At 49.3% G+C, this 25,887-nt stretch carries 19 protein-coding genes and 2 tRNA genes; 17 read left to right on the forward strand and 4 right to left on the reverse strand.

Going from position 1 to position 25,887, the window contains the following annotated elements; translation table 11 throughout:
* Positions 1-257 precede the first annotated feature (257 nt).
* Both QZ311_RS03235 and QZ311_RS03240 read right to left on the reverse strand, forming a co-directional pair.
* Positions 258-342 (reverse strand) — tRNA-Ser (locus QZ311_RS03235).
* Between the two features lie 215 nt (positions 343-557).
* On the reverse strand, positions 558-1,688 hold the full coding sequence (locus QZ311_RS03240) for an AI-2E family transporter (RefSeq protein ID WP_297063818.1): 1,131 nt from the start codon (positions 1,686-1,688) through the stop codon (positions 558-560).
* A gap of 270 nt (positions 1,689-1,958) precedes the next feature.
* Between QZ311_RS03240 and QZ311_RS03245 the strand changes: the two genes are divergently transcribed.
* From QZ311_RS03245 to QZ311_RS03310, 14 genes are all read left to right on the forward strand, one after another.
* Positions 1,959-3,206 carry an HlyD family efflux transporter periplasmic adaptor subunit gene (locus tag QZ311_RS03245; RefSeq protein ID WP_297063821.1) on the forward strand — a complete coding sequence of 416 codons (1,248 nt, stop codon included), beginning with the start codon at positions 1,959-1,961 and terminating at the stop codon, positions 3,204-3,206.
* Between the two features lie 54 nt (positions 3,207-3,260).
* Positions 3,261-4,571, forward strand: a complete 1,311-nt coding sequence (locus QZ311_RS03250; protein ID WP_297063823.1) for an ABC transporter permease — start codon at positions 3,261-3,263, stop codon at positions 4,569-4,571.
* A gap of 9 nt (positions 4,572-4,580) precedes the next feature.
* Positions 4,581-5,912 (forward strand): FtsX-like permease family protein, encoded by a 1,332-nt coding sequence (locus QZ311_RS03255; RefSeq protein ID WP_297063824.1) that lies wholly within the window; start codon positions 4,581-4,583, stop codon positions 5,910-5,912.
* Between the two features lie 60 nt (positions 5,913-5,972).
* Entirely contained in the window at positions 5,973-6,638 is a 666-nt protein-coding gene (locus QZ311_RS03260) for an ABC transporter ATP-binding protein (protein ID WP_297064129.1), read from the forward strand.
* Between the two features lie 32 nt (positions 6,639-6,670).
* On the forward strand, positions 6,671-7,963 hold the full coding sequence (locus QZ311_RS03265; protein WP_297063826.1) for an ABC transporter permease: 1,293 nt from the start codon (positions 6,671-6,673) through the stop codon (positions 7,961-7,963).
* Between the two features lies 1 nt (position 7,964).
* On the forward strand, positions 7,965-9,221 hold the full coding sequence (locus tag QZ311_RS03270) for an FtsX-like permease family protein (RefSeq protein WP_297063828.1): 1,257 nt from the start codon (positions 7,965-7,967) through the stop codon (positions 9,219-9,221).
* An 85-nt stretch (positions 9,222-9,306) separates the two neighbouring features.
* The gene (locus tag QZ311_RS03275) at positions 9,307-10,773 is read left to right on the forward strand and encodes a TolC family protein (protein ID WP_297064133.1); all 1,467 of its coding nucleotides are present in this window, start codon (positions 9,307-9,309) and stop codon (positions 10,771-10,773) included.
* 165 nt (positions 10,774-10,938) lie between these two features.
* Positions 10,939-12,288: a sigma-54 dependent transcriptional regulator gene (locus tag QZ311_RS03280; RefSeq protein ID WP_297063830.1), complete on the forward strand. Its 1,350-nt coding sequence runs from the start codon at positions 10,939-10,941 to the stop codon at positions 12,286-12,288.
* Positions 12,285-13,646 carry an ATP-binding protein gene (locus QZ311_RS03285; RefSeq protein ID WP_297063832.1) on the forward strand — a complete coding sequence of 454 codons (1,362 nt, stop codon included), beginning with the start codon at positions 12,285-12,287 and terminating at the stop codon, positions 13,644-13,646. The genes QZ311_RS03280 and QZ311_RS03285 overlap by 4 nt, the downstream gene beginning before the upstream one ends.
* A 104-nt stretch (positions 13,647-13,750) precedes the next feature.
* Positions 13,751-13,822 (forward strand) — tRNA-Arg (locus tag QZ311_RS03290).
* A gap of 272 nt (positions 13,823-14,094) precedes the next feature.
* On the forward strand, positions 14,095-14,655 hold the full coding sequence (locus QZ311_RS03295; RefSeq protein ID WP_297063834.1) for a Crp/Fnr family transcriptional regulator: 561 nt from the start codon (positions 14,095-14,097) through the stop codon (positions 14,653-14,655).
* Between the two features lie 181 nt (positions 14,656-14,836).
* A complete protein-coding gene (locus tag QZ311_RS03300) occupies positions 14,837-17,332 on the forward strand; it encodes a hypothetical protein (RefSeq protein ID WP_297063836.1) in 2,496 nt (831 codons plus the stop codon).
* An 11-nt stretch (positions 17,333-17,343) separates the two neighbouring features.
* Positions 17,344-18,198 (forward strand): GLPGLI family protein, encoded by an 855-nt coding sequence (locus QZ311_RS03305; RefSeq protein ID WP_297063838.1) that lies wholly within the window; start codon positions 17,344-17,346, stop codon positions 18,196-18,198.
* On the forward strand, positions 18,195-19,202 hold the full coding sequence (locus tag QZ311_RS03310; protein ID WP_297063840.1) for a hypothetical protein: 1,008 nt from the start codon (positions 18,195-18,197) through the stop codon (positions 19,200-19,202). The genes QZ311_RS03305 and QZ311_RS03310 overlap by 4 nt, the downstream gene beginning before the upstream one ends.
* 13 nt (positions 19,203-19,215) lie before the next feature.
* Here QZ311_RS03310 and QZ311_RS03315 read toward each other — a convergent pair whose 3' ends face one another.
* The gene (locus QZ311_RS03315) at positions 19,216-20,124 is read right to left on the reverse strand and encodes an AraC family transcriptional regulator (protein ID WP_297063842.1); all 909 of its coding nucleotides are present in this window, start codon (positions 20,122-20,124) and stop codon (positions 19,216-19,218) included.
* A gap of 169 nt (positions 20,125-20,293) precedes the next feature.
* On the opposite strand from QZ311_RS03315, the gene QZ311_RS03320 reads away from it, so the two are divergent.
* The 3 genes from QZ311_RS03320 (at position 20,294) to QZ311_RS03330 (ending at position 23,496) form a co-directional block, all read left to right on the forward strand.
* On the forward strand, positions 20,294-21,331 hold the full coding sequence (locus QZ311_RS03320) for an alcohol dehydrogenase (protein WP_297063844.1): 1,038 nt from the start codon (positions 20,294-20,296) through the stop codon (positions 21,329-21,331).
* Positions 21,332-21,395: 64 nt separating this feature from the next.
* Positions 21,396-22,076, forward strand: a complete 681-nt coding sequence (locus QZ311_RS03325; RefSeq protein ID WP_297063846.1) for a response regulator transcription factor — start codon at positions 21,396-21,398, stop codon at positions 22,074-22,076.
* On the forward strand, positions 22,060-23,496 hold the full coding sequence (locus tag QZ311_RS03330; RefSeq protein ID WP_297063848.1) for a HAMP domain-containing sensor histidine kinase: 1,437 nt from the start codon (positions 22,060-22,062) through the stop codon (positions 23,494-23,496). Before QZ311_RS03325 ends, QZ311_RS03330 begins: the two co-directional genes overlap by 17 nt.
* Positions 23,497-23,556: 60 nt before the next feature.
* Here QZ311_RS03330 and QZ311_RS03335 read toward each other — a convergent pair whose 3' ends face one another.
* Positions 23,557-25,812, reverse strand: a complete 2,256-nt coding sequence (locus QZ311_RS03335) for an inorganic phosphate transporter (protein WP_297063850.1) — start codon at positions 25,810-25,812, stop codon at positions 23,557-23,559.
* Between the last annotated feature and the right edge of the window lie 75 nt (positions 25,813-25,887).

The raw sequence follows: 25,887 nt of genomic DNA on the forward strand, positions 1-25,887 counted from the left end.
GCTCATATCCAATTGGTAATCGAACGCAAAGTTAATTGATTACTCTGAGGTATGAGTAGACAAATCATTGCCAAATGACGACAAATCAGTTTGTTATACTGAAAAACCTAACAATTTGAGGTTTGCCGATTTTTCTGTTAGGTTTTTGTTAGGCAACTCTGTCTAACAATGGCCTAACAGTGTCAAATCTTGGCATTGCATCCAAAAGAAAATCCCCTGTAAATCAAGGATTTACAGGGGATTGGGATTGTTCCAAGCGGAGAGAGAGGGATTCGAACCCCCGGAGGTGTGACCCTCAACGGTTTTCAAGACCGCCGCAATCGACCACTCTGCCATCTCTCCTTTTCGTCTTAAAGATTCTTAAGCCGATGTCCTCGCTTGGTCATCTTTAGTGGCTTATTTCCTTTTGACGTGTGCAAAGTTATAGCGTTTTTTTGAACTGTGCAAATTATTTCGCAACTTTTTCTGCCGTCCCGACAATATTGCGTTTATTTATCTCATAACAAATTGTTAACCAATTAAATATATAATTGTTAAAATATATTAACAAAATTCAATCACCTATCTTTATTCTCAGCGGTTTTTTGAATTTGCCTTGCAGCAGATTTATTATTCTGTGTATCGCTGTCTCGTCCGATGACATATTCACCATAATAAGAGATAATGAGGGTGGTAAGCGGAAGTGCTATAATCATACCTATCAATCCAAGCAATGTCCCCCACACCGATAATGACAACAATATTATTGCAGGATTAAGCCCCATCGCCTTACCCATGATTTTCGGAGTAAGCATATAATCGCATATCGTCTGGCTTATGGCATAGACAAGCAGACATTTGCCAAACTCAGTCCAAAAAGTCACTTCTCCGCCCATAGAAGAGATGAGGCACACAAAAGCTACGGGAATAACGGTGATGTACTGAAAATATGGAATCATATACAGAATCCCGACAAGGATTCCCAGAACAATGGCCAAAGGGATGCCCACTATGGAAAAACCGATACAATAGAACACGGCCGCACAGAGAGCCAACACTGCCTGCCCTCGGAAGTATCTGTTCATACTGTTCTTAATATCCGTTCCGACCTTATTGGCTATCGGGCGATATTTAGGAGGAATTATCATCGAAAAGCCCCTCATCAACTGCCGGTAGTCAAGGAGAATAAAAATCACATAGATAAACGTCAGAAACCACTCCAATGTGTGCAGCAGAAAGCTTATCGAAGCTGAAATCAGCGAAGTACCCTTGGAAATCAGATTCTCGAAACGCTGATTTTCGAGCAGGCTCTGCATCGTCGCCTCGTCGAAACGCCCTACAAGATAGTCGTGGATATTCTTCGGAAGCAACGGAATCGGATCGCCGCGCTTCGCATAGTCATTAATCAGAGTACCCATATGATGAATCTCTTTCACTATTGAAGGCACAAACAGATAAGCCAGCCCGAATATGACGCCACCAACCGTAATCAATGTCACGAATATCGCCACTATGCGCCAACGGATGTGCAACCGGGTCATACAGAATTCGACAATCGGTTGCAGGATATATGAAATCAGGCATGCCAGAAAGAATGGCAACAAGACATTACGCAAAATATCTACGAGCCATATTATACCGGCAATGACAAGTGCTGCAAACAGGAAGCGCATCACCCGGTCAAATGTAATTGGACGTGAGGTCGACATAAACGTGATGATCTTTAAAAGGCGGTTTTAAAATATATAATCCCCAAGAATGCCAAATAGTTTACCATATCGACGGAATTGTAACATGACAATCCGTACAATGTCCGCCCCCGGTAATGGACAATCGGACAAAACTGTCCGCATTCGGACAGCGCGCGAAACAACAAATAATTATCAATCAACAATTTAATTTTTTGGCACGATAAATGCTATATTATGAGTCATAACAAACAAAAGTCATTCACACATTATTTCTTACTCACCGAAAAAATGGATAGAGAACTCACCAAAGACGAACGCAAACGAGCACAACGCAAAAAACTCCTGCCTTATATAATAGGTGCAGGCGCAGTGGTCATAATTTTTGCCGTCATCATGATTTCGCTCCGCACAAGTGTAAACCGCGACGACCTACTCGTGTCCACCGTCGACAGCGGCACTATCGAGACCACCGTCACCGGGTCGGGCAGCGTAGTCCCCGCGTTTGAAGAAATCATCAATTCACCAATCAGCACACGCATCATGGAGGTCTACTGCAAGGCCGGCGACAGCGTCGATGTAGGCACTCCCCTACTCCGCCTTGACCTCCAGAGCACCGAGACCGAGCTCAACAAGCTTAAGGACCAGATTGAGATGAAACGCTACGAGCTCGAACAGCAGAAGGTCAACAACTCAACCCGAGTCAGCGATCTCGCTATGCAAGTCAAGGTTAAAGAGATGAGCGTCAACCGACTCGAAGTCGAACTGCGCAACGAGCGCTATCTCGACAGCCTCGGTTCGGGCACAGGCGACCGTGTGCATCAGGCAGAGCTTGCCTACAACACCGGACGCCTCGAACTCGAACAGATGCGCCAGCAGCTTGCCAACGAGCATCGCGTAACTGATGCCGGGCTCAATGTCAAGAATCTCGACATCAACATCGCCCGTAAAAGCCTCGGAGAAATGAGCCGCACACTCAGCGACGCGCAAATCCGTGCTCCGCGACGCGCCACACTCACCTTCATCAACGACCAGATAGGCCAGAAAATCTCCGAAGGTGAAAAGATAGCCATCATCTCCGACCTAAGCCACTTCAAGGTCGACGGCGAACTGGCCGACTCCTACGGCGACCGCATCCGTGTCGGCTCAAAAGCCGTGGTCCGCATCGGGCGCGAACGCATGCCGGGAATCGTAAGCAACGTCACACCACTTTCACGCAATGGAGTCATTTCATTCACCGTACGCCTCGACGACGATGCAAATCAGCGACTGCGTTCCGGTCTGAAAACAGACGTATATATAATGTGTGACGTGATGGAGGATGTGAAACGAATCAAAAACGGCTCGTTCTACACCGGCCCGGGCTCTTATGACATGTATGTATTCGACGGCGACGACCGGCTCACGCGACGTACAGTTAAACTCGGCGACAGCAACTTCGAGTTTGTCGAGGTGGTCAGCGGACTCGAACCCGGCGACCGTGTGGTCATCAGCGACATGAAGCGGTTCAATAATTCCAACACAATCAAAGTGAAGTGACCCTTTCCTTCCAACTCCGAATCATATCACATTCAACCATAAATCCTCACTCCAATGCAGTTAAAATCATCATTGAAACAGCTTCTGGTCGAATCCCGCGCAAATCCGGGCTTCACCTCGCTCTATATCGGTGGTGTGGCCTTTGCCGTGGCATTCACCATGATATTCGCCATCATCTACTATGTCCACCTCGCGCCACTCTATCCTGAATATAACCGCTCGACGACATATTACATCAGCAATCTCACCGTCCGAAACGATAAGACAAATTCTATGGGTCAGTCATCTGTCGGACTCCCGTTTATCCGCGAATTTGTTAAAAATTCCGAAAATATCGAATATTCGACAATAGTCTACCAAAAACAAGGCTTCATCCAGCCTCCTGATCAGAGCGGCGACATCGTTGTCAATATCATTGATACGAATCCTGATTTTTTCAAACTTTACTCCTATGAGTTCGTCGCCGGCCGGCCGTTCAACGAAGCCGAGACCGAATCGGCCATCAACAGCATAGTCGTCGACACCTCGGTTGCCAACCGTCTGTTCGGAAGCCCCGAACAAGCCGTAGGCAAAGAGATTTCAATAACCTACAAACCATACAGAATCGTCGGAATAGTCCGCGACGGCAATCCGGTGGCCTATCTCTCGTATGCCAACGTATTCTGCCCTTACACAATCCGCACGAAATCAGACAACGCCTCATTAAAGGGCGACAAGCGCGACTATCTTGGAGACTACTCCGTGCCCATCAAGTTCAAAGACCGCAGACAGGCCGAAAGATTCCGTGCCGAACTCACCGAAAAAGTACGGCGCGCCAACGCAGCCGATTCCACAGGCCAGCGGCTTAAAATCCAGAGCGCACCGATAAGCCACACCATGCGCATCCTCTCGCAGCGCACCAACGGCGATGACCTTTCGATGACTGAATACCTCAAGCCCCTGCTCATCACACTCCTCGTGCTGCTCATCATCCCGGCCATAAACATCAGCGGCATGATAGGCGGACAGATGGACCGCCGCCTCGCCGAAATCGGCGTGCGCCGCAGCTTCGGGGCTACACGCGGACACCTCACCCGGCAAGTGATGTTTGAAAACCTCATCCTCACTCTTTTCGGTGGCCTTGTCGGATTTATAATCGCATGGCTCATCATTGTGTTCGGGCGCAATATGCTTCTTAAACTCATCATCCCGACATGGGAATGTATCGATGCCCCGGCCGAAATCAGCGCCGAGATGATGTTTGCACCGCTCATATTCATCGCAGCCCTGCTCCTCTGCCTCCTGCTCAACCTCCTCTCGGCCTACATCCCGGTACGTCTGTCGCTCCGCCGCCCCATAATCTCATCCCTTAACTCAAAACGCTGATTATCCGCCATGCTAAAACTGATTTATAAAAACATACTCGCCCGTCGCGGACGCTACTGCTGGATATTCATCGAGCTTTGCCTCGTCGCGCTCATATCATGGACGGTGCTCGACGAAGTCGTAGTCGATACATATAAAAAGGTTATCCCGACAGGCTACGACCTCGACCGCCTCGTGACCTTCCGCCTCGCGCAGAAGCCTGACACCGACGAAAACGCGGAAACCGAAAACCTTGATGCCGACCGGAAAGGCGAGATTGCCCTTGGTCACATCAACCGCATCCTCGACCGTGTGCGTTCCGACGCGCGTGTCGAATCCGCTACATTCGTCAACGACCTGTCACCTCTGAGCGGATCAATCAATGTCAATTCCATTCCATCGGGGCGTGAGGACGACTCCGGCTACTATTTCATAGTTCAGTTCTGGCCGGGAACCGATTTCTTCAAGACATTCGGCATCACTGATGCCAATACCGGCAAAGTCTATGAAGAGACCTCCATGTCGGGCCGCGACCTGATTATCTCCAAAAGCATCGCCGACTACCTCTTCCCCGGCGAAAACGCCGTCGGCCGCTTCCTCGAAGAGAATGACAAGGACCATAACCCGGAAAAATTCAGTGGAATCGTCGGTGTGGTCAACGATGTCATCTACCGCCCGGATTTAGCCATTACACCTATTACATATAAGACCCGTAAAATACGCGACATTATCCGCAACGGTGGCATTACAACCATCAAGCCTGTCATGCGCCTCAAGCCGGGAGTCGATGTCAACCGATTCATAGAGGATTTTTCTCCGGTAGTCGCCAAGGAACTCCGTTCAGGCGACATATATTCCCACTCTTTGCGGAGCTTTAAAGAGATGAACGATACAATGTCGCGCGACATGAACAATCAGGATTTCATCTCCATGTCAGTCGCACTGTTCTTCTTTGTCAACATCCTTCTCTGCATGGTAGGCACATTCTACCTTCAGACCCGCAAACGCAGCGAGGAAACCGGTGTCATGCGCACCTTCGGCGCTTCACGCGGATTCATCGTGCGCGAAATGCTTGGCGAAGGGGTCATCATCACAACCTTGGCGTGGATTTTAGGTTGTGGCCTCTACTGGCTATATATCAAGGACGAAGGGCTTGAGCAGCTTGCCTATTCATTTGGCGATGCACCGTCGGCCATCATGCTGCAGATGACGCCGACATGGATTGATGATTTCACAATTCACTTCGCAATCGTCTCCCTCATCATCTACGCTATCATGCTCGTCTGCGTCCTCCTCGGCATCTATATCCCGGCCCGCAAAATCGCCCTGATCAACCCGGTAGACGCACTCCGGGATGAATAATTAAAACACCTGTCAAACCATACGAATCAAACAACAAATAAAATAGCATAAACCATGGCAATCATTGAATTAAAAGGTATCAACAAGATATACCGCACCGACGAAATCGAAACTCTCGCACTGGAAAACGTAAATATCGCCATCGAAAAAGGTGAATTCGTCAGCGTCATGGGCCCGTCGGGCTGTGGAAAGTCAACACTACTCAACATCGTCGGCCTCCTCGACACCCCCACCAGCGGTACTGTCAGCATCGACGGGACAGCCCTCGGCAAGATGAGCGACAGTCGCCTCGCAGCCTTCCGCAACGCAAAACTCGGCTTCGTGTTCCAGAGTTTCCACCTAATCAATTCGCTCAACGTTCTCGACAACGTCGAACTCCCCCTTATCTACCGCTCCATGAGCGCATCCGAACGCTCCCGCCGTGTCCGCGAAGTGCTCGACCGCGTGGGTCTGAGCCACCGTATGCGCCACATGCCCTCACAGCTCTCCGGCGGTCAGTGCCAGCGTGTAGCCATCGCCCGAGCCATTGTCGGAAATCCCGAAATCATCCTTGCTGACGAACCGACCGGTAACCTTGACTCAAAAATGGGCGCTGAAGTCATGGACCTCCTCCACTCGCTCAACAAAGATGACGGACGCACTATCATGATGGTGACCCACAATGAGGAGCAGGCAAAACTCACCGACCGCATCATCCGCTTCTTCGACGGCCGTCAGGTCATGTAACACCTGCCAACGACATTTCAAAACTACGACAAATGAAAATCAATTATTTCAAGCAGGCATGGGCCTCGATGCGCCAACAGCCGGTGGTCAGCACCGTCAGCGTCATAGGCACAGCCCTCGCCATATTCCTAATCATGATCGTGGTGATGATTCTCGAAATAGAAATTGTCCCGTTCGCACCCGAAAGCAACCGCGACCGCTGGCTTGTGCAACGCTTCGGCTCAATTAAACACAAGCAATGGGGCGAAAACGATTCATCAAACGGACCGCTCGGCTATAACGCCATCAAGGCTGTGTTCTACGAGATGAAGACTCCTGAAGCCGTCACCGCTTTCGAGGTCCATCCCGAAATAGCGTCCCTCTCTGTCCCCGGGCAGCCTGCTTTCGGGACAGAGAAACTCGGCGTAGACCACGGATTTTTCGACGTGATGGACTTCACCTTCATCTCCGGCAAGCCCTTCACCAAAGCCGACTTCGAGTCAGCCATCCCTATGGCCGTCCTCTCCGAGTCGACAGCGCGACGCCTCTTCGGCTCGACCGATGTCACAGGCCGCGAGTTCAGCATCAACCATGCCCCCTACCGCGTCAGCGGTGTGGTCAAAGATGTCTCCAACCTTGCCAAACTGGCCTATGCGAATGTATGGATACCATTTACCACCACCAATACTGCCAAATATTCATGGTGCAGCTACATGGGTGGTCTCAGCGCGGTCATCCTCGCCAAAGACCCGTCTGATTTCCCTGCAATCCGCGAGGAATACAACCGTCTATTCGCCAAACTCGGCGACGAAGCCAAGGCTTCGGGATGGGAATTCATCATGCGCGACCGTCCATACACACAGGAAGTCTCCGCCAATACACCGTGGGCCAACAGTTCGCCTGACATGGATAGAGTCCACCGTTCCCACTTCATTATCTATCTCATACTTCTCCTTGTCCCGGCCGTCAACCTCAGCAGCATGACCCACAGCCGTCTGCAGCGCCGACGCGAGGAAATCGGAGTGCGCCGTGCGTTCGGCGCGAAGCGTTCCACCATCGTCACCGACATCTTCATCGAAAACCTCGTCATCACCATCCTTGCCGGCATTATCGGTCTGATTCTCAGCGTTGTTTTCGCGCTTATCTGGGGAGGCACACTCTTCGCCCCATCCTACGGATCAGGAGCGCTGACATCGACAGGTGTCGGCATCGGCATGCTCTTCCACTGGTCGACATTCGGCTGGGCCATGCTCTTCTGCTTCATCCTCAATCTTCTCAGTGCGGGCATACCATCGTGGCAGGCATCGCGCATCAACATCGTCAACGCAATCTCCGGCAAAAGATAAAATGAAACGCAAACTCCTAAAACAGATACGCAACGAATGGCGCACCAATGTGTGGCTCGCCATCGAGCTGCTCATCGTAAGCGTGGTCATGTGGTATATAATCGACAATCTCTACACCACGTTTTCCATCATGAACGAACCGCGCGGATTCGACACTGAGCACTGCTACCTCATCAACAGCAGCGAACTCACCGACCAGAGCCCCGACTATATCCCGGATCAGACCCAAGAGCAACGCACTGCCGATCTCCTGACATTTATCGACCGTCTTGAAAAGCGTCCCGAAATCGAATGCGTGGCTCTCGGACAGAACGCCTACTTCTACAACGGATCCAACTCGGGAACACTGATGACATGCGACACCTTCAGCACAAGCGGTGCGGGCTACTTCGTGCGCCGCTACGTCTCGCCAGAGTTCCCGAAAGTGTTCCGCATACACGGCGCTAACGGCGAGACCCCCGAACAGCTCTCCGAGCTTCTTGAAAATCGTCGCGGATTCCTCATCTCCGACAATGCCTTCAAGCGCTCCTACGGCATTGAAAACATGCGTGACTTCATCGGCAAGGACTTCTTCAATGGAGCGAGCAACGACACACTCCGTCTCCTCGGAGCATATCTCCCCGTGCGCTACAACGACTATTCGGCTCTCGAATGGGCCGTCTCAATGATGACAGCCTATCCCAAGGAAGACTACACCGGCCTAACCGAAATCGTCGTCCGCGTCCGCGACAATATGGACACCGACTTCATCGAAAACCTCATGAAAGATGCCGACCGTCACTTCCGAATCGGAAATTACTACATTGCGTCAGTCAAGTCGTTTGACGACATCCGCTACATCCACCAGCGCAACGAATCCACCACCACGCGCAACTACATTGTCGGAGTCCTTTTCCTCTTGCTCAACATCTTCCTCGGTCTGCTCGGCACTTTCTGGTTCCGCACACAGCAGCGCGTCCCCGAGATAGCCATCCGAAAGGCCAACGGAGCGACACGTACCGACATATTCCGGCGCGTCATCGGCGAAGGGCTTATCCTCCTGCTCATCATCACTCCGGTTGCAGCTGCATTTGACTGGGTACTCGTCTACTTCGAAATCAACACCTACTACCACAGCGCTTACTTCGAACCGATTCGTTTTATCACCTGTCTGCTCGTCTCATTCGCGCTCATGGCTCTCATGATAATCCTCGGTATCCTCATCCCAGCCAACCGGGCTATGAAAATCGCTCCCGCAAAGGCTCTCATGGACGAATAGCCATGACGAAACATCGGGTTCATACCTTCTATATTATATAGTTACCGCTAACATTCATTTTCCATCAATGAAAATCATCCGTAAAATGATGCTCCCCCTCGCGCTCGCAGTCACCATGACTGCAAGCGCAACCGGGGAGACCGTCCGCTCCATAACTCTCGACGAAGCCATCATCCGTGCGCGCACCAACAGCGTCGACGCAGCAGTCGCACTCAACGAACTGCGCACGGCCTACTGGACTTATCGCACCTACCGCGCCGACCTCCTGCCTGAAATCAATTTCAACGCCACTGTCCCCTCCTACCGCAAAAGCTACAGCGCCTATCAGCTCGAGGACGGCTCATACACCTTCGTCCGCAACAACAATCTCCAGATGTCGGGCGAAGTATCCATCGACCAGAATATATGGCTTACAGGCGGAACGCTATCGCTCAACACGTCGCTCGACTTCCTCAAGCAGCTTGACGGAGCGAAATACAACCGCTTCATGTCTATTCCGGTCGCACTGACACTCTCGCAGCCCATTTTCGGGGTCAACAACATCAAGTGGAACCGCCGTATCGAACCGGTGCGCTACGCCGAAGCCAAAGCGAAATTCATCAGCGCGACCGAACAGGTGGCTATGACCGCCATCAACTATTACTTCTCTCTGCTTCTGTCAAAAGAAAACGTAAACATTGCCAACCAGAATCTCGCAAACGCCGAAAAACTCTATGAAGTGGCCAAAGCCAAGCGCGAGATGGGTCAGATAAGCAAAAACGACCTTCTGCAGCTCGAGCTCAACCTGCTCAACGCCCGTTCGAGCCTCACGGACTGTGAAAGCCAGTATAAGTCCGACATGTTCCAGCTCCGGGCATTCCTCGACATCGAAGACGAGGTTACACTCGACCCCGTTGTCCCGACCGAAATTCCATATGCGCTTGTAAACTACGAAGACGTGCTTGAAAAAGCCCATGCCAACAACAGTTTCGCCAAAAATATCCGTCGCCGTCAGCTCGAAGCCGACTATGAGGTTGCCCGGGCAAAGGGAAATCAGCGTGAGATAACTCTCTACGCGCAGATCGGTTATACCGGAACTGCCGACAAGATGGGACTCGCCTACGACCGCCTCAAAGACAACCAAGTAGTTGAAATGGGATTTAAAATTCCTATTCTCGACTGGGGAAAACGCCGCGGACAAGTGAAGGTGAGCGAAAGTAACCGCGATGTGGTGATGAGCCGTCTGCGGAAAGAACAGATGGACTTCGACCAGAATATATTCATTCTCGTCGAACGTTTCAACAACCAGCGCCAGCAGCTTGAGAACGCCCTTCGTGCCGACACCATAGCCCAACGCCGCTACGACACAAACGTCGAGACATTCCTCATCGGCAAAATCTCGACCCTCGACCTCAACGACTCGCAGGTCAGCAAAGACGAAAGCCGGCAGGCATACATCAACCAGCTCTATCTCTACTGGAACTATTACTACCAGCTCCGTAACGTCGCCCTGTGGGATTTCTCGACCAATACAGGCATCGACCGCGACATCGATGCCATAGTCCGCAATTGATACGACCAGTCACACGGCAGAAATCCTTTTTTCTGCCGTCACTTTTCCTCTCTCCTCCCCATGAAAAACACACGCCGTCTTCACGATATGGTTTGAATCCAAGACAAAAATATCATTTTCTCATTATTACGTTAATATTAAATTGTAAAATTGTAAATTTGCATCATGATTTTAATTGTTGATGATGACGCAGGCATTCGACTATCGCTGCGATTATTGCTGACACGCAACGGTTATGAAGTAGTCATGGCATCCGATCCGAAAGAAGCCATGGCTGTCGTGCGTTCTACAAAACCCGAACTCGTATTGCTCGACATGAACTTCTCGCGCGCAACGTCAGGCGACGAAGGGCTTATCCTGCTCAGACAGATGAAAGTTTTCCACCCCGATGTCCCGGTCATCCTGATGACCGCATGGGGGAGCATCCCGCTCGCTGTCGAAGGAATCCACTCAGGAGCATTCGACTTCATTACCAAACCGTGGGACAACGCGTCACTGCTTCAGCGCATCAACGTCGCACTGGAGCTCAACACGACAAAGAGCATTGACAGTGAATCCGAAACGGGAAAGCCCCGCTTCGACCGCTCTTTTATCATCGGACGCTCACCGGCGCTAATGAACATCCTTAACACCATCGAACGCATTGCCGCCACCGATGCCCCCGTACTCATCATGGGCGAAAACGGCACAGGCAAGGAGCTGATTGCCGAAGCCATCCACCGCAACAGCCTGCGACACGACGGACCGATGGTCAAGGTCAACCTCGGAGGCATCTCGTCATCGCTTTTCGAAAGCGAGATGTTCGGACATAAGAAAGGGGCGTTTACCGGCGCTGTAGCCGACCGCAAAGGTCGCTTCGGCATGGCCAACGGAGGCACTATCTTTCTCGATGAAATTGGCGAACTTGATTTCAACTGTCAGGTGAAACTCCTGCGCGTATTGCAGGAACACACCTATGAAATGCTTGGCGACAGCCACCCGCGCCGCACCGACGTGCGCGTGGTATGCGCAACCAACGCCGATCTCCCGGCTATGGTCAACGACAGGACATTCCGCGAAGATCTTTTCTACCGCATCAACCTCATCACCGTCACACTCCCCCCGCTGCGTGAACGCAGTGAGGATATCCCGTTGCTCGTTGACTATATCGTCGACCGTCACTGCAACATTTCAGGCCGCGAACGCCCGGAAATCACTCCGGCAGCCATGGACTATCTCTCTTCGCTGCCTTATCCGGGCAATATCCGTGAGCTCAAGAACCTTGTGGAACGCACACTGCTTGTTTCGCCTGCCACCAATCTTGACGCACGTGACTTCCGTGCGCAATACACCGGCTTGCCCATATCACCCACAGTCCGGGCCACCGAACCATCGACCCTCGAATCAAAGGAACGTATCGCGATTGAAAACGCGCTCGCTCAGTCGGGCGGTAACCTCACACGCACAGCCGCCCTGCTCGGCATCAGCCGTCAGGCGCTCTACCGACGCATTGAAAAATATGGGATTACCCTATGAGATTACGATGGATTTTCATAATCATCATGATGCTTGTCGCCTCGATTGTGACAACATTCATGATTTCAGGCGAGGCCGATCCAATCGTCGGATGGGTCGCCCGCCTCTCGTGTGCGCTCTCCCTGCTGCTGATGATAATTTTCTACTTGAAAATCATGAAACCGCTCCGCAGCATCACCAATGGCATCAATCTGCTGCGCGCTCAGGATTTCAGCAGCCGTCTCGCTCATGTCGACCAACGCGAGGCCGACATGATTATCGACATGTTCAACCGCATGATGGACTCGCTGAAGACCGAACGCCTGCGCATGCGTGAGCAAAACCATTTCCTTGACCTTCTCATAGGTGTCTCCCCGATGGGTATCGTCATTCTTGATGACAACAACACGATAACCAACGCCAACCCTTCAGCAAGAGCTTTTCTTGAAATCAACCCCGACAGCCTGATTCCCGGAATCAGACTGTCGGATATCGACACACAGCTCGCCCACTCGCTGTCACGGCTCGCCAACGGAGAGACCGAGACCGTCAGACTAAGCGACTCCATGATTTACCGCTGTTCGCGGCTATCATTCATGGACAAAGGATTCGCCCATCCGTTCATCCTCATCGAAAAACTCACCGACGATGTGATGAAAGCCGAAAAGAAAAGCTACGAGAAAGTTATCCGCGTGATAGCCCATGAGGTCAACAACACAATGGCCGGGGTCAATTCCATGCTCACAACCGCCGAGGCCATTCTTAATGAAAATCAGGAAAAGAACGCCGACATACTTGAGGTCATAAACGTTTGCGAAGGGCGCTGCCGCGACATGAGCAGCTTCATCACCGCCTATGCCGATGTCGTCAAAATCCCTGAAGCCAACCTTATCCCCATCAGCCTCAACGCCCAGCTCCGCCGATGGGAAATCATGCTTGAAAGCCTATGTCTCGGCCATAACGTAGCGCTTGAATTCGACTTGTCGCCCAAAGACATCCCTGTACTCCTCGACCCGGTGCTGATGGAACAGGTGATGATAAATATAATCAAAAACTCCGTTGAAAGCATCGACAGCAGACATTCCGGTTGTCATTGTGCCACAAGTGACCTCACTACGCCAGATAAAGGCCGGATAATAGTCGCGACATCATCAAATCCACCGACGATAACCGTCACCGACAACGGCGCAGGCATCTCCGACGAGACCGCCTCCATGATTTTCAGCCCATTCTTCTCGACCAAAGTCAACGGTCATGGCATCGGGCTTCTGTTTATCAGCGAAGTCCTTCACAAACATGGCTGTCGCTTCTCGCTTGCCACTGCCGCCGACGGCCTGACACGATTCAAAATCACATTCTCACCGGCCCAACTCACCTGAAGCCACCCAAAAACAGGCCCGAATTACTTCAAAAACCGTTTAAACATGTCCGATTGATTGCATTATTCCATAAAAATTCCTACCTTTGCATCACCGAATTTATCGCCTTGGTAGTTCAACGGATAGAATGGGAAATTCCTAATTTTCAGATAGGGGTTCGATTCCCCTCCGAGGTACATCCGGCGGAAAACAACAACCGCCAAAAGAAACCAACGAACGAAGAATCAGCAATTTAATAATTGCCGTTTCTTCGTTTTGTTGCTTATATCCACTTTATTCTATCGTCCGACTCTACATGAGTGTCACCCGGAAGCATCCAGAAATAACCTCTTGGACAAGAAATTAATTGCATCACGTTATATTTATATAATATTTTTACGTAATTTTACGTTACAATGTAAATATAGACGCAGTCAACTATAAAAACCGCCAATCTCCCTTTTCAAAAATGTCATCGCAATTCTATTCATATCTTGACAATATCAACGCAGACTTTTGGCGTCAGCTATGTATGAATCACGGCGAACTACGTCATTATGAAAAAGGTGAGGAATTTATCACCGCAGGCACGATAGGTCGTTATATAGGATATATAAAATCCGGAGCATTGAAATATGTATGCTATTCATCTGACGGCACACCACACGTAGTAGGACTCGAATTTACCAATCATTTTGTATGTGATTTTCCCGGTTCGCTTTATCGGCAAAAGTCGCGATGCTCAATAATCGCTACAGTCCCGTGTGATATATATTGCATTCCATCGTCATGGGTCGCCGAACAAATGCAGACTGATGCTATACTCAAAGAAGTCGTTGAATCTACTGCACGGGAACTATTCTCCACTCTTTACGACAGACACTTAAACCTATATTCCAAATCTCCCCTACAACGCTATGAAGAACTAATCAGTCAAGATCCAAATCTTTTCACTGTGTTTTCACTCAAAGATATAGCTTCGCTCCTAAATATTACCCCTACTCATTTAAGTAGATTAAAAAAATCCTGATTTTTTAAGTCGGTCTCAACATTTGTTGAGAGTAAATTAAAGTTTTATACCTAAATTTGCTCACATTTCTTTTTCAATGAGTAACCGACTGATAATATATCTTTTGTTCTATGCTATTGCGACATGTGCAATAGCACAATCTGTCATCAACGGTAGGATTTTGAGCAAAGATGGATGCAATGTGGATTTTGTCAGTGTGATTGCATCACATGCCAATGCCCCGAAGACGATATTGGCTTCTGCCTTCACCGATGAAAACGGCAAGTTCCAAATGTCGGTGAAAAGCGAGTGCGACAGCCTTATTCTCAAAGCGTCGAGTATCGAGATTGCCCCAACACAGATTACAGTGCCTAACCGTACCGGCAGCTATGAAATCATTGTGGAGAACCGCGCTGTCGAACTTAAAGAGGTTGTCGTAAAGTCAAAGAAAGTCTATTCGCAAGGCGACACAATCAATTATAATGTAGGTTCTTTCCTCTCGCAGACCGACCAGTCGATAGCCGATGTCTTGAAGAAAATGCCGGGCATAACGGTGTCGGATGCCGGACAGGTGTCCTATCAGGGCAAACCTATCAAAAATCTTTACATCGAAGGACTTGACCTTATGAAAGGGCATTACGGTATTGCCACCAACAACATCGACCCCAACAACATCGCTACGGTGCAGGTGCTTGAAAACCATCAGGACATCAAGGCTCTCAAAGGGCTGCGCCCGGAGGAACAGGCATCAATCAACTTGCGGCTGAAAGAGGGTGTAAAGGGTGTGTTCAATCTCATTGCCACAATCGGTGGTGGCTATGGCGACGAAGGACTGTGGAACAACTCCGCGATTGCGACATATTTCCGTCGCAACAGTCAGTTTCTCGCCACATACAAGGGCAATAACACCGGCGAGGACTTGTCGCAGGAACTGTATTCCTTCGACAACGACTATTCGCGAACAAACAATATCTCGACAATCTCCATGCCGTCCGCTCCGGGTATCGACAAGCGTTTCTACTATTTCAATCGCTCGCACAACGCCACATTCAACAACGTATATCGCGTCGGCAAGTCGGGCGAGTTCGGTATCAACGCCGCTTATCTCAGCGACCGCGACACGAGGCAGAGCCATTCGTCGACAACCAATTATCTGCCCGACGGCGGAATGAACACCGTTGACGAAATGATGAACGGAACAGCGCGTTTACAGAAGGCATACGGCGACCTTACATATATGAACAACGGCGATGAAAACTATCTCAAAGAACAGCTTAAATTTGATTGGAGCACTATCGATGCCGACAGCCGGATTATAGCCGGAGGCGACAACATAAGTCAGATTGGTAAGACCGACACATACCGCTTGCTCAATAAATTCCACATGACGCACCGCAATTCCTCCGACCGTGGATTTGAGATTTCATCGCTTGTCAACTTGGAAAAACGACCGCATAGCCTGTCTGTTTCTCCCAATCTGTTCCCTGACATCATACCGGGCGGTATGCTGTATCAGCATGTGGACTTCCGCAATATCTCCACCGAGAACAGCGCAGGATTGCTGTCTGCTTTCAAGCTTGGCAATTTCACGTTGCACCCGTCGGCGATAGTCAACTATCATCGCAATTCTCTCGAAAGTCGGCTTGATGCAACGGACAACGACCTGACACTCGACTATCTCGATGCCGGAGTCGGAGCAGAAATTATGTTCAGCACACGCAAAATCCATGCCTCGCTCTATCTGCCGATGAAATACCGCCTGTTCCGACTGAACAACAGACTTGACGGCAACATCACCGACAAAAACCGTTTCCGCATCGAGCCGTCGCTCAACTTCACATATAAATTCAACAGCAGCCATAACCTCAAAGCGGCGGCAATGCTGAATTATATGACACCCTCGATTGAAACGCTGTATTCCGGACACATACTGACCTCTTACCGCCAGTTGTCGGCTTACGATGTGGCTGGGCTTTACGAGGGTATGAATCAGCATTACTCATTAGGCTACGATTTCAAGAATATTCTTTCAATGAGTTTCGCCGGAGCGGAGGTTTCGTTGAACAGACAGTCGCCCGAAGTGCTTTATGGTTCATATTACGACGGCATCGTACAGCGCACCATCAGCCGCCGAACATCGGAGAACGGAGATATGATTTCGACAAAAATCCATGCAAGTCAGGGATTCGACTGGCGACGCCTGAAAATCGGAGCTTCTGTCACATATTCCTATTACGACAGTCCACTGCTCGTTCAGGACGAGATGTTGCGCTACTCCGGCAACAGTATAGGGGTGAACGCCGACATCAGCCTGACGCCGTTCAATTGGTTAGGTATATCTTATCAAGGTAACTACTCACAGTCGGCGACACAGCAGAAAGGATATGACAGATTTCCGTGGCTGCGCACCGTAACGAACAAGGCATCGCTCGACTTTACAATTCCCGGAGGCGTTACGCTAACTACCTCGCTCTACCATTACTACAACAACTTCAACGATGGCGACAAGTCTTTCCTTCTTCTCAATGCCGAGGCGAAATACACCATAAAGCGCTTCAGCTTTACGCTGTCGTGCGATAACTTGCTCAACCGCAAGTCGTATGTATATTCCAGCCTATCGGCTCTCACAGAGTCAAAGGCAATCTACAACATACGCCCACGCAGTGTGTTACTCAAAATTCGATTCAGAATATTCTAAAAAATACAATTATGAAATATCTATTCTCCCTAATTTTTGGATTACTGTGGATTACTGGCACGGCACAGGAATCCTGCTCTCGGATTATCGATAAAGCTATCACTGTTGATACAGCCCGATACAAGGTTACATATTTGCTTAAATATAAATTCCACCCCGACCAAAGAGATGCCTACAACGACACTCGAATAGTGCAGATAGGGAAACGCAGTGTCAAAGATTACAGCGACATAATCAACCACTTCGATTCGTTGGCAACCGAACAGGTCAGACGTGGTGCGGAATCGTATTCCAATGTGTCGGGCAATCCGTGGCCTTTGGAAATCATCAGACCCATTCGTGGAGAGAAAGCCGATTTGAAATACCGGCTGTCATTGTCCAGTTTTTTTGTTTATTCAGATTCTGTTCCGTCGATGGAATGGAATTTCAGCGATGAAAACACCGATTCAATTATGGGCTATGATTGTCGTAAGGCAACTGTTGAATTTGCCGGACGCATCTATACGGCATGGTTTACGCCTGAAATTCCTTTACCTTTCGGCCCTTACAAGTTCGGAGGTCTGCCGGGTCTGATTCTAAAAGTCGAAGATGCTGAACAACAGTTTGTATGGGAGGCTGTAGGATTTGAGCGTACAAACGCCCCTATAATGGAATATACATACCGTGACGGCAACGACAAACGATGCACGGCAGCAGATGTTGAAAAGACACTTGTCCGATATTTCAAATCGCCGATAGGTTTTATGATTTCAGAAAGGGGCGGTGATAGCAGCAGAATTCGTATTGTCGGTAAAGATGGTAAAGTGATGAATAATGCTGATGCTTCCCAAATGTCAATTCCATATAAACCCCTTGAAATCAAATGAAGATATTACAGATAATAGGTCTCACCCTGTTCATGTCAGTATATGCCAGCGCACAGTCAACTACCGTAGCGGAAAAACTTGACATAATCGGAGAACCTTTACCGGCTATAAGACACATAACAGACATGAAAATGTCAGGTGATACACTGCTTTTTGTCTTTGAATGTGAGGACGGATATGGCCAACGGCTTCTCCGTCGTGCAATTATCGACAGCGCCAACAACACAATCAAGATAAGCCCGGATATGGGCAAACGTGAAGACGGTTACTATGCTTCCTATATGCCTTATCCTTTTATCTCCGACAATGGCGCAATCCGCGTTATAAGTCAGGACGATTGCGAGATTTATGCCGTAGAGAACGATACATCATTCGTCAGGACACGGCAGTATCTGATGGACGGAAACAGCACAGTGCCGTTTCCTCTTTCACTATACGTTCAGGATGTATATATGACCAATCCTGACAAATACGTCTTTATCGGTCGTGAACCGAAGGGAGGCCGTCAATATGCCATGACCGCCGACCTTACTACATCAAAAATCGATACAATCAGACAAATCAACATATCACCTGAATTACAGGCATGGATGCCTAACGCCGGAGAAATGGTCTATTCTGACAAAAACAAAAGGCTCGCTTTTGCCTATAAACTACACCCTGTTATAGATATATTCGACACCGACGGCAAGACAATCAAATCGGTAAAAATTGGAGAAGACACCTTCGACCCGAAAACTCTTGAAGAAGCCGACTTCGAGGCTATGAATAGTCTGCACACCGTGGATTTAACATATACCTCCGATTACATCTATGCGTTGCATTGGGGGTATGGATATTCCGATGCCGACAAAACCGCCCCAACAATCTACAAGATAGACTGGAACGGCAAAGTAATCGACCGATATTTCAATGTGCCATATCCACTTTATCGTATTGCCGCTCTCAACGATTCAATGCTTATAAGCTGGGTTGGCAAAAATTTTGTACTGATTCCATTATAAACAGCCTCTAAACTCAATTCTGTTCAATCAGTCGGCGGTATTCACTCGGGCTCTGTCCGACCACTCGCTTGAAAAGGCGGGTGAAATGAGCCGGATACTCAAATCCGAGGTCATAGGCCACGATACTGACATCGTCGCTGCTGACCGACAGCCGATGTTTTGCCACGGAAATGACATGGCGGGTGATTATCTCCTTTGCAGTGAGACCGGTTTCTTTTTTGACGAGTTCTCCGAAATATCCCGGTGTCAGATTCGCAAGATCCGCAAAATAGCCCACAGTCGGAGTGCCGAGGCGCTTCGTGTCACCGTCGTAATATGATTTCAGCGCCTGCTCGAACTGAGCGACAACATCGGAGTTGACCTTATGGCGGGTGATGAACTGGCGGTCATAGAAACGGTGGAGATATTCGAGCAGCAACTGTATGTTTGCCGAGAGTAATGCCGCAGAATGATGGTCGACAGAGTGTTGCAACTCGCGGTCAATCTTGTGCAGGCAATCAAGAAAGATTTCTTTTTCCTCCTCCGAAAGATGAAGCGACTCCATCTCTGAGAAATCAAAGAAACTGAACGATGAAATCTTTTCGGCAAGAGGTGTCCCGTAAATCAAATCGGGATGAAACATCAGGCCGACCACATCAGGAGTAACCTCTTCAACATCCATATCGACATCTATAACCTGACCCGGAGAAAAACTTACGATTGTCCCTTCCTGATAGTCATATTGCTTACGGCCATACTTTATGGAACAGGCCACATTGTTTTTCAGAAACAAGGCATACACTCCATAATTAAGACGCACATGATTTATATACTTATCCGCATTTTTCAAATCAATGACAGTGACAAGCGGATGACGCGTTGTCAGACCATAGAGTTTATTATAAGCATCGATTGAATCGAGATTGATTATATTCCTTTCCATATTGCGAATTTACAGCTTATTTTTCAATAAATTATCATCCGGCCGAATAAAGGTAAAAATATCAGGAATAGTGTAAAGCCATCGTAAATACAACAACCTGTAGGGCTACACTTGTCACGGATAATGCTTACCTTTGTAAGCACGACACAATAAATCCGTAAATACACCAATGAAAGCCTATACCTACACAAGCCAAGGCCGCTTCGAACTGACCTACAAACCGAAGCCACAGATAGCCTCACCGAAAGACGCGATAGTCCGCGTCACCCTTTCGAGCATCTGTTCGTCAGACCTGCATATCAGACACGGCAGCGTTCCGCGTGCGGTCAAAGGCATAACTGTCGGACATGAAATGGTCGGCATTGTCGAGGCCACCGGCAGTGAAGTAACATCCGTCAAATCCGGCGACAGAGTGACGGTCAATGTCGAGACCTACTGCGGTGAATGTTTTTTCTGTAAAAACGGTTTTGTCAACAACTGCACCGACCCTGACGGCGGCTGGGCTCTCGGATGCAGGATTGACGGCGGCCAGACATCACATGTTCGCGTACCTCATGCCGACTGCGGACTCAACAGGATTCCTGACAATGTGACCGACGAACAGGCTCTGTTTGTCGGCGACATTCTCGCCACAGGCTACTGGGCTGCAAAGATTTCGGAAATATCGGCCGATGACACCGTGCTCATAATCGGAGCCGGTCCGACAGGCCTTTGCACCCTCCAGTGTGTGCTTCTCCACCATCCTGCCAACATTATCGTATGTGAAATCGACGAGACACGACGCGATTTCGTCAGACAACACTACCCGCAGGTCACAGTCTCCACACCCGCCGAATGCCTGAAGACAGTGAGAACGCTCAGCCTGCACGGAGGCGCAGACAGGGTGATTGAAGTAGCCGGGACTGACGAGACATTCCGCATGGCATGGGAATGCGCACGCCCCAACGCCATAGTCACCGTCGTCGCGCTCTACGACCGTCCGCAGGTGCTGCCACTTCCCGAAATGTATGGGAAAAACCTCACTTTCAAGACAGGAGGTGTCGACGGCTGTGACTGCGAAGAAATCCTACGCCTGATTGCCGAAGGCCATATCGACACAACGGCGATGATAACCCACCGCTATCCCCTCAGCAGGATTGAATCGGCCTACCGGATTTTCGAAAACAAGCTTGACGGTGTGATAAAAATAGCCATCTACCCCGATTGAACCATTCTTGCGCTCTGCACATTGTTAAATATATATAACAATTATCAACATCACAGACAATCACATGAGCCGATATAAACTATTAGTGGTCGATGACGAGGACACACTTTGCGAGGCACTCAGATTCAATCTTGAAATCGAAGGCTATGATGTCGACGTGGCCCACAGTGCCGAAGAAGCGCTGAAACTGAATCTTGAAAACTATTCCCTTATTCTACTCGACGTAATGATGGGTGAAATCAGCGGTTTCAGGATGGCACAGATGATGAGAGCCAATCCTAAGACTGCCGATGTCCCTATAATCTTTCTTACGGCAAAGGATAATGACGACGATATGATAGCCGGACTGAAACTCGGCGGCGATGACTACATCACGAAGCCTTATTCAATCCGCAACGTCCTTGCACGGATAGAAACCGTGTTGCGTCGTGCGAAAACCCGCACCCCGAACCACGAAATACTGAAATTTCAAGGCATCGCCATCGACATTAACTCCAAACGTCTCGAAATCGACGGAAATGAAATCAAGATTCCGAAAAAGGAGCTTGAAATACTCCAGTTGTTCATCTCCAACCGCAACAGGGTCTTCTCGCGCGAAGAAATCCTCAACACCGTGTGGCGCAACGAAGCTGTAGTAGTTGACAGGACTGTGGACGTCCATATCACACGACTGCGCAAACGTCTGGGCGAATACGGCCATCATATAATAACCCGCTCAGGCTACGGATATGGTTTCAGCGAATAGAACACTCCGTTACAGCCAGAAACTTTTCCTGCTGCTCGTTCTCTTCGCATGGGCGCTTCTGGCATGCTTCCTCACATTCCAGTACGAAAGGGAAAAATCATTTAAAGTCATTCAGCTCAATTCATCGCTACAGCTGTTCAACGCCAAAATGGCTGAAGCGATAAAGGATGGCATCACGCCCGAAGAATTTCTTGCCGGGACGAAACTTCCGTTTGACAGTCTGCGCGTATCAGTCATCAGTCCTGATGGCAATGTATCATTTGACAACACCGTCACCACCCTGCCACATACCAGCCACCTGACACGCAGTGAAATCTCCAAGGCTCTGAAGACCGGAAGCGGCTACACCCTCCGGCGGCATTCGGAATCGACCGACAGGACATATTTCTACTCGGCCATGTATGACGGGCACACTATCGTGCGCTCAGCCATCCCCTACACATCAATCTCCATCTCGGAACTTCTCAAAGCCGACAAGGGATTCATCTATTTCATGTGTGTGGTCACACTGATTCTCATCGTCGTAGCATATTTTGCAACAAGAAAACTCGGCACAAACATCACACGCCTGAATAATTTTGCAAAAAAAGCCGAACGCGGCGAACGCATCTATGCCGACGAGTCATTCCCCGACGACGAACTCGGCGAGATTTCAAGCCACATTGTCATGCTCTATGCCAAGCTTCAGGAAGCAAACGCCGAGTGCGACCGCCAGCATCTTCTGGTTTTGAAAGAAGAGAAAGAAAAAATACGCATCAAAAAACAGCTTACTAACAACATAAACCACGAACTCAAAACCCCGATAGCCTCCATACAAGTATGTCTTGAAACCATTGACTCACACCCCGACATGGAGCTGTCGAAACGCAAAGAATTCATCAGTCGGGCACTCGACAATTGCAGCAGACTCAGAAGTCTGCTGACTGATGTCGCAACCATCACCCGGATGGAGGACGGCTTCAACCACATCGAAAAATCGTCCGTCAATCTCTCGGCAATAATCCTCGAATGTTTCGACGACGCACGCCACAAAGCTCCGGCCATTGATTTCAACGTCGACATTCCTGACAATATGGTCATCAATGGAAACCCTGACATACTTAAATCAATCTTCTCAAATCTGCTTGACAATGCAATAGCCTACAGCGGATGCAATCAGGTCAGACTGAGTATGACCTCCGACACAACGACTGACTACTCATTCTCCTTTACCGACAATGGTTCGGGAGTTGAAAGCAAACATCTGCCCCATCTGTTCGAACGGTTCTACAGAATTGACAAAGGACGTTCACGCTCGGCCGGTGGCACAGGTCTCGGACTTGCGATTGTCAAAAACGCAGTCATTTTCCATGACGGCCACATCAGCGTCCGCAACCGCCACAGCGGTGGACTTGAATTTGACTTCACTCTATCGAAATAAACGCACACCGTCCGCTGCCGGGTTATAGAGGCAGCGGACGGTGTAGACGGTCAGAGTGACCTATCGTGTTCTTGGCGGAAGATTGAGTTTCATGGAAGCCCTGAGCAGCTTTCGCATGTTAGAGACAAGTTCCTGCGTCTCATTCAGAAGATTGACGTAGACATACATTACGGTCAGACTCCGTGTGTCGCCTTCACGGAAATGGTCATACGTACTGCGCGACAGTTCCGATATATGGTCCTTCACACGGTCACATTCCTTTCGCAGAGCGATGGTGCGGTTCACATCGGGTTGTTCAATCAACACCACAGATTCGTCGAATATAGCATCGACACGTTCCCTCAGAGGTGTCAGGTCGGCCACGAACTTTGCCGGAAGCAGGGGAAAGTTATTATTGACATGCTCAAGACACATCTCGTTGATTCGACGCAAGTTATAGAGGATGGCCATACAGCAGTTGTTAGACAGATGAAACCATGCACTCTTTTCTATGGCCACATCGGGCGACGCTTTGCGAAGACACAGAGTCTCTTTACGGCGTGCGCTCTTCAACACATCTTTTTCTTTCGTCAATGACTTCTCAAGCCTATTGAGAGTCTTTGCCTCATCACCGGTAAATCCCGATGTCACCTTGTCATAGGAATCTTTGGCGAAATGCAGGAATTCACTCTGCTGACGGGCAAGATACTCTTTAAGCAATCCCCAGACATAGGACGAATCGTCGGTCTTGAGCATTGTCTGAAACAATACGTCGTCGGCTGAATCCTCCTTCTTGCGCTTCGCCACAATATTGCTTCTCACGAGCAATACGAGGGCAGCTATGGCCACGATGACCATGACCGGTGTGCCACCGAAGTGCATAAGCGTCACGATGATTCCGGCCGCAATAAACGCGACACCCGCAGTGATAAACCAGCCGCCGATTACCGAAATGACACCTGTGATTCTGAAGACAGCACTTTCGCGACCCCACGCACGGTCGGCAAGCGACGTGCCCATAGCCACCATAAATGAGACATATGTGGTTGACAGCGGGAGCTTGAGCGATGTGCCGACTGCGATGAGAGCTCCTGCAAGCACAAGGTTCACCGATCCGCGCACGAGGTCAAACGCCGCACCGTTTTCCATAATCGCTTCCGACGTGTTGAACCGTCGGCCTATCCATTGCCGCACTCCCTGTGGAATATACTCTTTGATCCACGACACGAACCCGATGGTCCAGCGGACAAGATTGCGCGACAGTCTTGATGAGCCGAACATCTCGTCGCCAGCGTCCTGCCGGGTAAGATTGACCGAAGTTTCCACCACCTTACGCGCTTTCTTGGATGTTGCAAGCGAAACGACCATCACCACTCCAGCGCCAAGCAGAAAATAGACCGGAGTATTGGCCGAACCGTTGAGCGAATTCATCATGAACGAACCCGGGTCGCCTGTCCCGTTGGCAATATAGTCGTTATAGGCCGACAAACCCGACAAGGGTACACCGATAAAGTTGACAAGGTCATTGCCGGCAAAAGCCATTGCCAGAGAGAACGTACCCATAAGAACCACGACCTTGAAAACATTGATCTTAAGCATGTGAAGAATCTGCATCACCACCGTGAAAAACACGAAACATCCTCCTATAATAAGCATCGTGTTATCGTTGATCCATGACTTAAGTTCCGGAGTCATGAACGCAAGATCCTTGATACCTTTTATGAGAAGGAAATAGATGATTGCAGTAGATGCGATTCCTCCGAAAATACCGATTTTCCATTTCAGACGGCTACGGTAGTTGAAGGTGAATATCGCACGTGACAGCCATTGGACTACCATACCGAAAATAAAGGCCACTGCAACAGACAGGAATATACCGAGAATCACCGAAATAGCCTTTTCAGTATTCAGAAGGTCTCCCAAGCTCAGGTCGCCGGAATCTCCGGCCATTTTCAACAGCGATATGGCAAAGGCCGCACCAAGAAGCTCAAACACCATCGACACTGTGGTCGAAGTCGGCATGCCGAGAGTGTTGAAAATATCAAGCAGGATTATATCCGTGACCATAACAGCCATGAATATACATATCACATCATAAAACGTAAAATGCTCAGGTCTGAAAATACCGTGGCGTGCTATATCCATCATGCCGTTGCTCATTGAAGCACCGACAAAGACCCCCACGGCAGCCACGGTGATGACTACTTTAAAAGTCGCGGCCCGCGAACCTATCGCTGAATTAAGGAAATTGACCGCATCGTTGCTCACACCGACCGAAAGGTCGAAAACAGCGAGCAGAAACAGGAATATTACAATTCCGAGAAACACTATATCCATCTGATAAATGTCTGTTAAATGAAATACCTATTAGAAATAATATCTATCTGTTTATTTTCAATGCGAAGGTAGGAA

The organism is uncultured Duncaniella sp., from assembly GCF_910578445.1.
In the GTDB taxonomy this organism is placed as follows: Bacteria; Bacteroidota; Bacteroidia; order Bacteroidales; family Muribaculaceae; genus Duncaniella.

Excerpts from the sequence above, each read along its gene's own strand:
- QZ311_RS03325 (WP_297063846.1), top strand. The coding sequence starts at position 21,396 with ATGAGCCGATATAAACTATTAGTGGTCGATGACGAGGACACACTTTGC.
- QZ311_RS03245 (WP_297063821.1), top strand. The coding sequence starts at position 1,959 with ATGGATAGAGAACTCACCAAAGACGAACGCAAACGAGCACAACGCAAA.
- QZ311_RS03320 (WP_297063844.1), top strand. The coding sequence starts at position 20,294 with ATGAAAGCCTATACCTACACAAGCCAAGGCCGCTTCGAACTGACCTAC.
- QZ311_RS03250 (WP_297063823.1), top strand. The coding sequence starts at position 3,261 with ATGCAGTTAAAATCATCATTGAAACAGCTTCTGGTCGAATCCCGCGCA.
- QZ311_RS03305 (WP_297063838.1), top strand. The coding sequence starts at position 17,344 with ATGAAATATCTATTCTCCCTAATTTTTGGATTACTGTGGATTACTGGC.
- QZ311_RS03255 (WP_297063824.1), top strand. The coding sequence starts at position 4,581 with ATGCTAAAACTGATTTATAAAAACATACTCGCCCGTCGCGGACGCTAC.
- QZ311_RS03335 (WP_297063850.1), bottom strand. The coding sequence starts at position 25,812 with ATGGATATAGTGTTTCTCGGAATTGTAATATTCCTGTTTCTGCTCGCT.
- QZ311_RS03295 (WP_297063834.1), top strand. The coding sequence starts at position 14,095 with ATGTCATCGCAATTCTATTCATATCTTGACAATATCAACGCAGACTTT.
- QZ311_RS03315 (WP_297063842.1), bottom strand. The coding sequence starts at position 20,124 with ATGGAAAGGAATATAATCAATCTCGATTCAATCGATGCTTATAATAAA.
- QZ311_RS03310 (WP_297063840.1), top strand. The coding sequence starts at position 18,195 with ATGAAGATATTACAGATAATAGGTCTCACCCTGTTCATGTCAGTATAT.
- QZ311_RS03265 (WP_297063826.1), top strand. The coding sequence starts at position 6,671 with ATGAAAATCAATTATTTCAAGCAGGCATGGGCCTCGATGCGCCAACAG.
- QZ311_RS03270 (WP_297063828.1), top strand. The coding sequence starts at position 7,965 with ATGAAACGCAAACTCCTAAAACAGATACGCAACGAATGGCGCACCAAT.
- QZ311_RS03240 (WP_297063818.1), bottom strand. The coding sequence starts at position 1,688 with ATGTCGACCTCACGTCCAATTACATTTGACCGGGTGATGCGCTTCCTG.
- QZ311_RS03275 (WP_297064133.1), top strand. The coding sequence starts at position 9,307 with ATGATGCTCCCCCTCGCGCTCGCAGTCACCATGACTGCAAGCGCAACC.
- QZ311_RS03280 (WP_297063830.1), top strand. The coding sequence starts at position 10,939 with ATGATTTTAATTGTTGATGATGACGCAGGCATTCGACTATCGCTGCGA.
- QZ311_RS03285 (WP_297063832.1), top strand. The coding sequence starts at position 12,285 with ATGAGATTACGATGGATTTTCATAATCATCATGATGCTTGTCGCCTCG.
- QZ311_RS03330 (WP_297063848.1), top strand. The coding sequence starts at position 22,060 with ATGGTTTCAGCGAATAGAACACTCCGTTACAGCCAGAAACTTTTCCTG.